General features: G+C 70.6%; 9 protein-coding genes. 6 read left to right on the top strand and 3 right to left on the bottom strand.

Annotated features, from left to right (window positions below; all coding sequences use genetic code 11):
• Nucleotides 1-22: 22 nt before the first annotated feature.
• On the bottom strand, nucleotides 23-1,921 hold the full coding sequence (locus tag D7X30_RS20935) for a ribonuclease R family protein (protein WP_120564786.1): 1,899 nt from the start codon (nucleotides 1,919-1,921) through the stop codon (nucleotides 23-25).
• 165 nt (nucleotides 1,922-2,086) lie between these two features.
• Here D7X30_RS20935 and D7X30_RS20930 point away from each other — a divergent pair, with 165 nt between their 5' ends.
• The 3 genes from D7X30_RS20930 to D7X30_RS20920 all read left to right on the top strand — a co-directional run bounded on the left by D7X30_RS20930 (nucleotide 2,087) and on the right by D7X30_RS20920 (nucleotide 6,702).
• Nucleotides 2,087-2,536 (top strand): helix-turn-helix domain-containing protein, encoded by a 450-nt coding sequence (locus D7X30_RS20930; RefSeq protein WP_120564703.1) that lies wholly within the window; start codon nucleotides 2,087-2,089, stop codon nucleotides 2,534-2,536.
• A gap of 223 nt (nucleotides 2,537-2,759) precedes the next feature.
• Nucleotides 2,760-5,858 carry a protein kinase gene (locus D7X30_RS20925; RefSeq protein ID WP_120564702.1) on the top strand — a complete coding sequence of 1,033 codons (3,099 nt, stop codon included), beginning with the start codon at nucleotides 2,760-2,762 and terminating at the stop codon, nucleotides 5,856-5,858.
• 121 nt (nucleotides 5,859-5,979) lie between these two features.
• On the top strand, nucleotides 5,980-6,702 hold the full coding sequence (locus tag D7X30_RS20920) for a head GIN domain-containing protein (RefSeq protein WP_120564701.1): 723 nt from the start codon (nucleotides 5,980-5,982) through the stop codon (nucleotides 6,700-6,702).
• Between the two features lie 431 nt (nucleotides 6,703-7,133).
• Here D7X30_RS20920 and D7X30_RS20915 read toward each other — a convergent pair whose 3' ends face one another.
• Entirely contained in the window at nucleotides 7,134-8,153 is a 1,020-nt protein-coding gene (locus D7X30_RS20915; protein ID WP_120564700.1) for an aldo/keto reductase, read from the bottom strand.
• A gap of 78 nt (nucleotides 8,154-8,231) precedes the next feature.
• Here D7X30_RS20915 and D7X30_RS20910 point away from each other — a divergent pair, with 78 nt between their 5' ends.
• A complete protein-coding gene (locus D7X30_RS20910) occupies nucleotides 8,232-8,945 on the top strand; it encodes a DUF429 domain-containing protein (RefSeq protein WP_120564699.1) in 714 nt (237 codons plus the stop codon).
• A 114-nt stretch (nucleotides 8,946-9,059) separates the two neighbouring features.
• Here D7X30_RS20910 and D7X30_RS20905 read toward each other — a convergent pair whose 3' ends face one another.
• Nucleotides 9,060-11,237, bottom strand: coding sequence for a tenascin-X (locus D7X30_RS20905; RefSeq protein WP_120564698.1), 2,178 nt, complete (start codon nucleotides 11,235-11,237; stop codon nucleotides 9,060-9,062).
• 223 nt (nucleotides 11,238-11,460) lie between these two features.
• Between D7X30_RS20905 and D7X30_RS20900 the strand changes: the two genes are divergently transcribed.
• Together D7X30_RS20900 and D7X30_RS20895 are read left to right on the top strand one after the other, a co-directional pair.
• Complete coding sequence (locus D7X30_RS20900; RefSeq protein ID WP_233591689.1) at nucleotides 11,461-11,715, top strand: hypothetical protein; 255 nt, start codon at nucleotides 11,461-11,463, stop codon at nucleotides 11,713-11,715.
• Nucleotides 11,716-11,723: 8 nt separating this feature from the next.
• Nucleotides 11,724-12,050, top strand: coding sequence for a hypothetical protein (locus tag D7X30_RS20895; protein ID WP_233591688.1), 327 nt, complete (start codon nucleotides 11,724-11,726; stop codon nucleotides 12,048-12,050).
• The last annotated feature ends 50 nt before the right edge of the window (nucleotides 12,051-12,100 follow it).

Raw genomic sequence — 12,100 nt, 5'->3', positions numbered from 1 at the left:
GCTCATCCTCAAGGTGAAAGGCCTACTCGACCAGGGCGAACTCCACCCGGCCCAATTGCTCATCCGTGGAGACGACCCTCACGTTGATGGGCATGCCCACGGTGAAGGTCCGCGTCTTGCCCACCATGGACAGCTCTCGCGTGTCCGGACGGTAGGGACCGCCCGCGAGTCCTTCCGCCGGCACCATGCCCTCCACCCACATGCCATCCAGTTGCGCGACGAGGCCGAAGGGCTTCACTCGCACGATGCGCGCGGGGAACTGCTGTCCGATGCGGGTGGACATGAAGCGCGCTTCCAACTCGTGGTGGCGGTCCCCCTCCGCGCGGTTGGCGGAGCGGGCGCGCACGTTGATGTGCTGGGAGAGCTCTTCAATCTCCGGGTCCTCGTGCATGAAGTCACGCCGGCCGTGGAGGTACGCCTTGATGAGTCGATGCACGGCCAGGTCCGCGTACCGGCGGATGGGCGACGTGAAGTGCAGGTACAGCGGCGCCGCGAGCCCGAAGTGCGGGCCCGGCTTCACCGTGTAGCGGGACGGGCCCAGCGAACGGCGCAGCACCGAGCGCAGCGCGGCTTCCGCCTTCGCGCCGGAGATCTGCCGATCGAACGCGGCCAGGGCCAGCGGGGTGATCTGCGCGCCAAAGCCCGCCGCGAACCCCGAGTGCAACGCGAACGCATTCACATCCGCCACGCGCTGCGGATCCGGCTGTTCATGCACGCGGTACACGGTGGGCACGCCACGGGTCATCAACCAGGTGGCGATCGCTTCATTGGCCGCGACCATGAAGCGCTCAATCATGTTGTGCGCGGAGGTGTCCTTCTCCCCGGCGAGCCCGGACACGGCGCCAGTGGCGGTGTCGAAGGTGAAACGCGCCTCGTCGCGGGACATGGTCATGCCGCCCCGGGCCGCGCGGGACACGGCGAGCCGTGCGGATGCCAGACGGAACCAGGGCATGGCCTCACGCACGGGCTCCATCGCGGGAGAGATGGAGTTGTCGTCGAGGAAGGCCGCGACCTCGTCGTAGTTCAGCCGCGCCCAGGACCGGATGAGGCTTTCATAGACATCCGCGGCGGTGACACGGCCGTCGGGGTCGATGCGCAATTCAACGGTGAGACAGTGGCGCTCCTCGTTGGGCACGAGGCTGAGCCAGTGAGCGGACAGCTCCTCCGGGAGCATGGGGAGCACGCGGCCCGCCAGGTACACGCTGGTGGCTCGGGCGCGGGCCTCCAGGTCCAGGGGGGTGTTCTCCTTCACGGACTCGCTCACGTCCGCGATGGACACGAGCAGGCGCACGGCGCCGTCAGGGCCCGCGGGCAGCACGGAGATGGCGTCGTCGATGTCTCGGGTGGACGGCGCGTCCACGGTGACGGTGGGGATGGAGCGCAGGTCGCGCCGGGCGCCGCCCAGGGCGTGGGGGGTCTCCTTCGCGCGGAGGGCTTCCTGGACGACCTCCTGAGGGAAGTCCCGATGGAGGCCGTGGCGGGCGATGACTCGCTCCAGGGAACGGTCGGCGCCGGGCTCCAGGCGATAGAGGAGGACGACCTTGCCGTCCGCGATGCGGGCGACGACTGCGTCGTTGTGTTGGACGGGGGTGGTGCCCGGGTCCAGGGGCCAGTCGGTGTTGGAGACCTCCTTGTCGATGCGCAGGAAGAAGGCGCCCTTGCGCGACACGACCTCGCCGTAGACGACGGTGCGGGTGCGCTCCACGAGCGACAGGCCGGACGCGGTCCACCGGCCCTCGCCGGACGCGGTCACGGTGGCGGAGACGACGTCACCCGCGAACAGGGGGTTCAGGTCCGGAGGAGGAATGAAGGCGGACAGCACCTCCGGGGTGCCGGGCTTCTGCACGGTGAGGAAGCCGAAGCCACGGGGATGCACGTCGACGCGGCCGGTGACGGTGCGCGGGGAAGCGGAGGTGTCCATGTCGGTGCCGTCGTAGCCCACCTCACGGGTACGCGGGGAGATGTTGGGATGCATGTTGCGGCTACGACGACGGATTGAGTGACATCCTGACCTGACGTCAGTGGGCTCCTTGCGTTTGCGTCGAATATGGACCTGATTTCAGCAGAGCCAGGCCAGGAGGAACCCGTGACTTCGCCCACCCGTGACATGACGCTGGAGCAGGTGCGGAAGCTCGCGCAGCTCATCACCCGGGAGCTGGGCGACAAGGGCGGCGGACACCCACTCTTCTCGCTGCTCGGCCCGAACCATGAGTCCGTGCGGCTGCCGACGGAGGTGCTCGAGCTGATGCAGCAGCTGCTCGCCATCCTGGCGTCGGGGGATGCCGTCACCGTGGTCCCTGTCCACAAGGAGCTCACGACCCAGCAGGCCGCGAACCTGCTCAACGTCTCGCGGCAGCATCTGGTGCAGTTGCTCGACGAGGGCCGGATTCCCTTCCACCGCACGGGCACCCATCGTCGCGTCTACAGCAAGGACGTCCTTGAGTACCGCGCACGGCAGAAGGCCGACCGCCGCTCCCAACTCGACGCGATGATGCGCGAGAGCCAGGACGCCGGGGCTTATCCCGAACTCGACTGATGACTGTCACTGCATGGCACTCACAGTAGCGGCGCCCTTCCCTCGGTCCGTCCCTCCCAGAGGCAGCCCCTCCGGTGTCGGACAGTTCGCGCGCCTTCCGTTCCGGAAGCCCTGTCCTCGCCCGGACGGAGGCGCATCCTCGTAAACCCTGGCATCCGGCCAGAAACGGGGTCCCGGGCCTTTCGCGCTGGTACCCGCCCCGGTGTAGAGTCGGACCCCTTCAATGGCTGGGACGACGCTGACGCTCACCCCGGACGGGTTCCGCGGCCGGGTGCTGGGCAAGTACGAGGTGCTCTGCCGCCTGTCCACGGGCGGGATGGCGGAGATTTTCCTCGCGGCCCAGAAGGGCCTGGCCGGCTTCCGCAAGATGGTGGTGCTGAAGCAGATCCTCCCCGACATCCGCGGCGAGGAGGAGTTCGTCCGGATGTTCCTGGACGAGGCCAAGGTCACGGCCGCGTTCAACCACCCGCACATCGCCCACGTGTACGACCTGGACGTGGCGGACGGTGAGCTGTTCCTCGCCATGGAGTTCGTCCCGGGCGCCACGCTGGTGGAGGTGGCCCGCGCGTGCCGCACCGCCCATGAGCCCATCCCCATTGGCCTGAGCCTGATGGCCGTGCGCGACACGGCCGTGGCGCTCAACTACGCGCACAGCTTCACCGACCCGCTGGGCCGGCCCTCGCCCGTCGTCCACCGCGACGTCGCCGAGAAGAACATCATGGTGACGTACGAGGGCGTCACCAAGCTGCTCGACTTCGGCATCGCCAAGAGCCTGGCGCGCGCGGGCCGCACCGCCGTGGGCATGGTCAAGGGCACCAGCGGCTACATGTCCCCGGAACAGATCATGGGCGACCCGCTGGACGCCCGCAGCGACCTGTTCAGCCTGGGCGTGGTGCTGCACGAGTGCCTCACCGGCATGCGCCTCTTCTACGCGAAGAGCGCCGAAGCCATGATGAACGCCGTGCTGAGCGGCGACGTGCCCCCGCCCTCGCGCGTGAACAAGGAAGTGCCTCCGGAGCTGGACGCCATCGTCCTCAAGGCGCTCGCGAAGCGGCGCGAGGACCGCTACGGCACCACGCTGGAGTTCGCCCGCGCCATCGAGCGCGCCGTGGGACAGCGCATCTGGCACCCCGAACAGAGCAGCGAATTGATGCTGCGGCTGTTCGCCGAGCGCCGCGACCAGACCCGCCTGCTGCTCATGAGCGGGCAGTCGTCCGGGGACGGCACCTCCAGCGAGACGCAGGTGGCGCAGGTGCTCGCCCGGGGCGGGGATGTCCCGGAGCCGGCCACGCTTCCGCCCTCGAGTGCGCTGCCGCAGGTCTCCTCCACGCTGCCGCCTCGCGCGCCCGCGGCGCCTGCCAAGGCTCCCGCTCCGGCGAAGGCGCCGCCGGCTCCCGCTGCCGGGGTGGGGAGCCGCCGCAACACGACGGAGGAGCTGGCGGTCCGCAAGCCCGCGGCGCTGCCGCCCTCGCGCCGGGTGTCGCCTCCCACGGAGACGCTCCGGCCGCCTCCGCCTACGAATGAGATGTCCGCGCAGCCCGACGATTCCGAACCGGGCGTGCGCACCCAGCCGGCCCTGCCGCCGGTGATGCTGGATTCGTCGCTGCGCATCACTGCGCCCGTGACGGCGTCCCCCGGCTACGTCGAGGGAGAGACCATCCTCACGCCGATGTCGCGCATGGGCGCGCAGCCTGCCGAGGACCCGAAGTCGCGGCCTTCAAAGGAGCCTCCGGCCTTCGTGCCGCCGTCCAACGAGCCCCGCGCCCGGGGTGGACGGGAGTCCGAGGAAGGCCGTGCCCGGTCTGGATCCTCGGACGATGCACGGCAGCGCTCCGGGCGTGATGTGGCCCATGGATCCGCCGAGGACTCGCGTCCCCGTCCGCCTCGTGAAGCCCTCAACGCGCCTCCCGAGGAGGCTCGGCCCAAACCGCCGCGTGAAGCCTTCAGCGCGTCGGGTGAGGATGCGCGGTCCCGGTCCGCGCGGGATGCCGCGAATGGATCCGCTGAGGATTCCCGTCCCCGTCCTCCTCGCGATGCCGCGAATGGATCCGCCGACGATGCACGTGCTCGGTCTGGCCGCGATGCCGCGAACAGCTCCGCCGACGATGCACGTGCCCGATCTGGCCGCGATGCTTCGAACGGCTCCGACGATGCGCGTGCCCGGTCGGGCCGCGATGCCGCGAATGGATCCACCGACGATGCACGTGCTCGGTCTGGCCGTGATGCTTCGAACAGCTCCGCCGACGATGGGCGTGCCCGGTCGGCTCGCGGTGCCTCGAACAACGGTGCGGAAGACTCCCGTCCCCGCCCTCCTCGCGACGCCTCGAATTCCAGCGCCGAGGACTCCCGTCCCCGGCCCTCACGGTCCTCCACGCAGGACAGCTTCCGCGTCACCCAGCCCCACACCGCGCCGCAGGCCCTGCTGAACGACAACGAGACGGCCATCTCCCGCGTGCCGTCCCTGCCTCCCGACGAGGCCCCCGAGAAGACGCCCGCGGTCCGCCGCTCGCCGTCCTCCCGCAAGCAGTCCTCGCCTCCCGCACGCTCCACCCCGGCGCGCGCCTCCGGACGCCCCACCGAACCGCACGACTTCCTCGCCGATTCCCCCGCCCCCCGCCGTGGCAAGGGCGGGCTCATCGCGGCCGGCATCGTGTTCCTCGCCATCGCGGGGCTCGGCACCACCGTCGCCCTGGGACTCGACGGCGGCCGCGTGTCCGCGCTGTGGAGCTCCGCGACCTCGCGCAAGCCGGACACGAACTCATCCACAACTTCTCCACCGCCTCCTTCCGAACCCGAGGCCCAGAAGCCCGCCTCCACCGAACCCGCGCCGGAACCCTCCACCGCGGTCGCCCAGGCCACTCCTCCCGCCGAACCCGCTGCGCCCACGGACCCGCCTCCCAGCGACGACTCCGCCACCGCGCCCACCGACGACGCCCAGGCCCCGAAGGCGAAGACGCGCACCCCCGTCCGCAAGGCCAAGCGCGACGCCAGCGACCCGGCGGCCACCCCGGCCCGCGGCAAGTCCCGCACCGCCGCGCCCGCCGACGACTCGGAGGCCGACCTCCCCGCCCCGGATGACAGCGCCACCGAAGCGGCCGCGCCCCAGGGCTTCCTCACTCTGGTCACGGAACCTTCCGCCCGCGTGTCCCTGGCCGGCCGTTCCCTGGGCGAAACCCCGCTCACCAAGGTCGCCCTCCCGGTGGGCAGGCACACCCTGAAGCTCACGGACGGCACCGGCCGCCTCTTGAAGCTCCTGGTGGAGATCAAACCGGACGACACCACCTCCGTCCGCGTCCCCCTGGAGATGCTGGCCAATCCCTGAACCTGTCCGACTGTCGGACAGGTTCTCGCGACGCCACGCAATCACTCGCGGGGGTCCTCCGTACCCGAGGCATTCCGCCGGGACGTGCTCCCACGTCCTCGCGCCTCGCCCGGAGCCGCCCATGAGGATGTCCTCGCTGTCCCTGCTCGCCGCCTGCTGCCTCGCCACCACCGCCTGCACCGCTCACGCGGAGGACGCGGCCAGGCCCTCCCAGGGCTCCGGCGAGACTCGCCAGGTCGAGGACTTCCACGGCGTCTCCGTGAGTCACGGCATGCACGCGGAGGTGAAGGTGGGCCCGAAGTCCGTCCGCCTGGAGGGCTCGCCTGAAAACCTCGCCCGCCTCCAGTTGGAAGTGGAGGACGGCATCCTCACCACGCGCGTGGAGCGCAAGGGCTGGAGCGGCCTCAAAGGCAAGGTAAAGCTCATCGTGTCCTCGCCCCGCATCGACCACCTGGAGGCCAGCGGCGGCAGCCACATGAACGCGGACGTCACCGCGTCCGGCGAGCTCGACGCCGAGGCCAGCGGCGGCTCGGTCCTCACCGTGCGCGGCGTGGACGCCAGGCAGGTGGAGGCCGAGGCCAGCGGCGGCTCCGAAATCACGCTGACCGGCCGCGCGACACAGCTGGAGGCCGAGGCCAGCGGCGGCGCGCAGGTGCACGCCCAGAAGCTCCAGGGCATCAGCGAGCTGAAGGTGGAGGCCAGCGGCGGCTCCATCGTGGAGGCCGATGCCCCCGCCAGCGTCTCCGGTGACGCCTCAGGCGGCAGCATCATCCGCCTGTCGAAGCGGCCCCAGAGCTCCAACCTGGACGTCAGCGGCGGTTCGCGCCTCGACGCCTCGAACTAGCAGCGGTACCGGGAAAGGTTAGCCGGGCCCCGGGGAGTTCCCGGGGCCCGGATAGGCCCCCCACGAAGCAAAAAGAGACGCCGCACACCGGACCTCCAAGGTCATCCGGGCGACCGTCCTACCTTCCACGTGGATGCCGGCCGCACCGGAGTGCCGCCGGACAAGCGCGTGGGCTCCATGGAACGCGCTCGAGTGACCGAACGCTTCGCAGTCCCCAAGATATCGGGAACCCGTCCCAATCCCAAACACCCAGCGTCGCTTTCGCCACGAGACTCGCAGGGGAACGCGCACCTCGCCGCGCCTGCTGTCCCCGACGGACTGTAAAAACGAACGCACCGTGCTCACACGGTGCGTCGTTGAGACGCGTCAGGTCGGGTCCATCCAGCGATGATGGAAAACTCCGTACGCGTGGGACTCCGCGAGCAACCTGCTCAGCGGGCCGGCGGCAAGCGGTCCGCGTTCTGACGCTCCACCATCCAGCCCGGATACTCAGGGGGCAGCTTGGAGACGGCGTCCAGCTTCGAGAGCTGCTCGGGGCTGAGGCGCAGCTCGGACGCGGCCAGGTTGTCCTCCAGCTGGGCCTGCGTCTTCGCGCCGAGGATGACGGTGGTGACGTGCGGCTGGTGCAGCAGCCACGCGAGCGCCACGCGCGCCACGGTGGTGCCCGTCTCCTTCGCGACCTCATCCATCACGTCGATGGCGTTGTACGCGCGCTCGCGGTCCACGGGCGGGAAGTCGAAGGTGGTGCGGCGAGCGCCCTCGGGGCCTTCGGCATTGCGGCGGTACTTGCCGGAGAGGAAGCCGCCCGCGAGCGGGCTCCACACCATCAGGCCCACCTGCTGGTCCTTCATCAGCGGCACCAGCTCGCGCTCCAGGTCGCGGCCGGCGATGGAGTAGTAGGCCTGCAGCGATTCGAAGCGGGACAGGCCGCGGTGGTCGCTCAAGCCCAGCGCCTTCATCAACTGCCACGCGGCCAGGTTGGACGCGCCCAGGTAGCGCACCTTGCCCTGGCTCACGAGGTCGTCCAGCGCGCGCAGCGTCTCCTCCAGCGGCGTGGCCACGTCGTAGCCGTGGATCTGCAAGAGGTCGATGTGGTCCGTGCCCAGGCGCTTCAGGCTCGCGTGCACGGAGTCGAAGATGTGGTAGCGGGACAGGCCGGTCTCGTTCTGGCCCGGGCCCATGCGGCCACGCACCTTGGTGGCCAGCACCACCTGCGAGCGCTTCTCCGCCAACGCCTTGCCGAGCAGCTCCTCCGACTGCCCATACGAATACACGTTCGCGGTGTCGAAGAAGTTGATGCCCGCGTCCAGGCACCGGCCCACCAGCGCGTCGGCCTCCGACTGGCCCTGCTGCCCGATGTTCTTCCAGTAGCCCTCGCCACCGAAGGTCATGGCGCCGAAACACAGTTCAGAGACAAACAGGCCGGTGCGGCCCAGCGGACGGTAGTGCATGTGCGTGTCACCTTGGGTGGAAGTGAAGGCGGCCCCTCTTAACGTCCGGTGCACGGCCCCGCAGCAGGAAGGCACGCGATGACGGACGCACGCCGCTTCGTGGGCTGGGACCTGACGGACCCCTTCGCCCGAGCGCCCCGCCCCGTGGATGAAGCCACCGTGGACGGTGACGGCCGCGTGCGCTTCTCCCAGCGCGTCTGGCCCTCGGCACGGGAACGGCACGGGCTGGACCCGGAGGCACTCGCGGAGGCCTTCGCAACAAGGCCCGGCGACGTGGTGGTGGTGGACGGACCGCAGGCGCTGGCGAACCCCGGCGCGAAGGTGCGGGACGCGGAGCGGAAGCTGCGCGCTCCGGGCCGCACCCCGGACGTGCTGCCCCTGCCCGGTGCGCCCTTCGCGGGCTTCGTGCGCGGCAGCGTGCTGCTGTTCTCCGCGCTGCGGACCCATGCCCGGGTGCCGATGCTGGACCTGGACACGCCGTCGCTGTCACACGCGCGCCTGTTCGAAGCCTTCCCCGGCGCTACCTGGCGCGCGCTGGCTGTGGAGAAGTTGGGGGCAAAGTCCACGCCGGAGGGACGCGCCCGGAGACAGGCCCTGCTGGAGTCCTCCGGCCTGCGCTTCGGAGATTCGGGAACGTGCACGCACGACCAGCTGGATGCCGCGCTCTGCGCCTGGCTGGGATGGCTCACGCGCACCCGGCCCCGGGACGTCACCGCGGTGGGCCTGCCCCTCACGCACGACACGGATGGAACATTGCGCGAGGGGCGCATCCTGGACCTGACTCGACGGTAATCCACTATTGCTATTTTTACTGTTTAATCTGATTTAATCCCTCTCAACTCAAACCGGAGAGGGACAACACATGCGTGGAACATCGTGGAAGGCCGTGATGCACGTCATGACGACTCAGCGCCCGCGCACCGGGTCCTCATGATGGTCGTGCCCTGGCCCGCCGAACGTTCCGGGCCAGGGTTCCTCCGCGGGCTTCAGGCCGGGAATCGGGAAGCGCCGGAAGCGTGCCTGGCTGTAGGCGTAGGGCGGATCGCAATCGCCGCACGTCTTCGCCCCGTCCATCATCACGATGCTGTCCGGCCCCAGCTCCAGGAACTGCGCGGGCGTGGCCGCGTTCGACACCGGGCACTGGAACACCTGGCTGCCGTCCTTCGCGCTCACCGCGAACAGCACCGGCCCCGTCGTGTTCATGCCCGTGCCCACCACCACCGTCTCCGGCGGCTGGCCCGGCCAGGTCGTCCAGCTCGCCAGCCGCACCTCTGGCGCCACCGGCCCCGGCCACCCCTGGAACCCGTGCGTCCAGGACGGCGTGAGGTTCGGCAACGCGTAGCCCTCCAGCGTCCACCCGCCCGCGGTGTCGTCCTCGGACGGAGAGGGAATCACGTGCGCTGAGGTCGCCAGCGCGCGGCCCAGCCCCCGGGGGAAGGTCTGTGAACCCACTGGCTGCCCGTCCTGCGTGCGCAGCGCCTGCGTGGAGCGCTCGTTGAGCAGGACCCCGTTCACGATGGCCAGCTCCCCCGCGGCGAAGGCCTCCGTCTTGCGCCAGCGCGGCACCCCGTCCTGCGAGAACGCCATCAACAACGTCGGCGCTCCCGGATACAGCGGCGCCCCCACGTTCTGCGTCTGTCCAAACGCCAGGTACAAATCGCCCGCCGCGTCGGACGCCACGCCGTACGGGTGCGGGTGGTTGCACTCGGCGAGCAGCGGATCCTGCAACGCCTGCGCGGACACCATCCCGCCAAAGGCATCCAACACCACCAGGAAGTACTGCCGGCACAGCGTGTCGCGCGACATGCCCGCCGGGTACGCCTCGAAGAGGGCCGCCAGCCGGTCCGGCTGCATCACCCCCAGCCGCGCCATGAACAGCGTCGTCAGCCCCTGCGCGAAATCCGGCCTCGCCGTCGTCAGGTCGAACGTCCACCGGGGCGCGCCCGTCACCCGGTCCAACAGCGACACCTGCCCGGACAGCGGCAGGTCCATGCACAACAGCCGGTCGTTCCACAGCATGCACCGGCGCCCGGACGTGCTCGCGCGCACCGGCACCGGGCCCGCCGCGTCCAGCAGCGCCGGCACGAAGAAGCCCACCAGCGTCACGTCCCCCGTGGGCCCCACCAGCAGGTCATGCAGCGCCTCGCCGTTGGAGGCCGCGTCGTAGGTCCAGTCCGGCGCCAGCGCCGTCGCGGCGGGGCGCTCGCACACGGAGCCCTTGCACTTCCCGGGTCCCTGGCAGGGGCTGGCCGGCGCGCAGGTGAAGTTGTCCGGCGGGTCGCGGCGCTGGCACGTCCCGTCCAGGCACACGTCCGCCGCGTCACAGCCGCGCTCCGGGCCGCAGAACGTCCCGTCCGGCGCCTTCGCCAGCGTGCACCCCAGCTTCGGGTCGCACGCGCCCACCTGGCACTTCCCATCCCCCGGACACGGCGGCGCCGGCACCGACGTGCAGCCGTCCAGCGGGTTGCACACGTCCGTGGTGCACGCGTTGCCGTCGTCGCAGACGCGCTCCGCCCCCTTGCACCGCCCCGCCGTGCACGTGGCGTCCTGGAGGCACGCGTTGCCCGGGTCACACGCCGTGCCGTCCGGCTCCTCGGCCTCCACGCACTTCTCCGTCGCCACGTCGAACGTGGAGGTGTGGCAGGCCACCGGCGTGGGGCAATCCGGATACGGGTTCGACTCGCCGCGCAGCTCCATCCGCACCTCCCCGCCCCCCGGCGCCCGCCCCACCAGCGTGGCCGTCAGCACGCCCGTGGCCTCCGGCCGGTAGGACAGCCGGACCGGGACCTCGCCCGGCACCATCCGTGCGGGCAACCCGGACGCGGAGAAGGGGGCGGCCAGCGCCGTCCACTCCACGTCCAGCGTCGTCCGGCCCGCGTTCACCACCCGGAACTCCACCACCCGCTCCACCTGGGGGTAGCTGGCCGGGAACGTCACGGCCTCCTGGGAGACCCGTAGAAGGCTCCGGGCGCCCGTCAGCGGGGGTTCGTCCCGGCAGGCGCTTCCGAAGGCCACCAGGGCCGCCAGGGCCATTGCCAGGGCCATCGTCAGGCCCCCACTGCCCACCGTCCGCGTGCGCGCCATCGTGCCCTCCCTGCCCTGCCTTTACACCCCTCTCCATCCCCCTGTCCCACGGCACCCCACCCCCCGGGGTTTCAGGATTGGGCACTTCCATGCCTGAGTTTTTTTCAGCCCCAAGGGTTTCGAGCCCTTCCAACCCCCCGGAACGACAGGCCTGTCGCAGGGTACGGTTCTGGCAACGGGCGGGGGGATGACCCTGGCCGGCCCTCCGCAGGATTCTCCAGGATTGCAGGCATTCACGGTGCTCATCGCCCGGGGTGTACAATCCACCGTGGACCGGCTTTCTGCGGAGGTCCGGCGGGCGGTGCTGGCCGAGTTGTTCCGCATGGGCGCTCGCGCCTGTGAGGCCCACTCGGGGCAGGCGGCCTGTCCTCCCTACACCCTGCGCCTGGACGTGGCGGACTGCCGGATGCACGTGGAGCTGGACCCGATGCGCACCCGGCTGTCCCTGACGGGCCTCACCCGGCCCCGGCCGCACTAGAGGACCTGGTGAACGAGCGGTGGACGTATGGGCAGATGCTGCCCCGGCGCGCGGGCTACGAGGAGAGCTGGGAGCTCACCTACCGCGTGGAGCAGCTGCGGGAGCTGGTGGGCCAGGAGCTGCACCTGGACTCGGCGCTCGCGGAGGAGCTGGACGACACCCTGGCCCGCCTGGTCCAGCGCAACCAGCGCCTGCGCGGCCTGCAGCGCATGATGGCCGCGGACCGGGAGCCGGAGGACCTGGTCATGCACCGCGCCGCGCTGGAGGACCTGGACCGGCAGCTGCTCCAGGAACTGCCCGGGCTGCTGGAGCGGCTTCGCGCCACGATCCTGTAGCGTTCTGTCCCGCGCCGTTCGCTGTTCCGCGGATGCCTGTCGGTTTCCGA

The sequence above is a fragment of the Corallococcus sp. AB011P genome (assembly GCF_003611605.1).
In the GTDB taxonomy this organism is placed as follows: domain Bacteria; phylum Myxococcota; class Myxococcia; order Myxococcales; family Myxococcaceae; genus Corallococcus; species Corallococcus coralloides.
This window is presented reverse-complemented; position numbering and strand designations above follow the sequence as displayed.

Coding starts and splice junctions, on each gene's coding strand:
- D7X30_RS20920 (WP_120564701.1), top strand. CDS start 5,980: ATGAGGATGTCCTCGCTGTCCCTGCTCGCCGCCTGCTGCCTCGCCACC.
- D7X30_RS20915 (WP_120564700.1), bottom strand. CDS start 8,153: ATGCACTACCGTCCGCTGGGCCGCACCGGCCTGTTTGTCTCTGAACTG.
- D7X30_RS20905 (WP_120564698.1), bottom strand. CDS start 11,237: ATGGCGCGCACGCGGACGGTGGGCAGTGGGGGCCTGACGATGGCCCTG.
- D7X30_RS20925 (WP_120564702.1), top strand. CDS start 2,760: ATGGCTGGGACGACGCTGACGCTCACCCCGGACGGGTTCCGCGGCCGG.
- D7X30_RS20910 (WP_120564699.1), top strand. CDS start 8,232: ATGACGGACGCACGCCGCTTCGTGGGCTGGGACCTGACGGACCCCTTC.
- D7X30_RS20935 (WP_120564786.1), bottom strand. CDS start 1,921: ATGGACACCTCCGCTTCCCCGCGCACCGTCACCGGCCGCGTCGACGTG.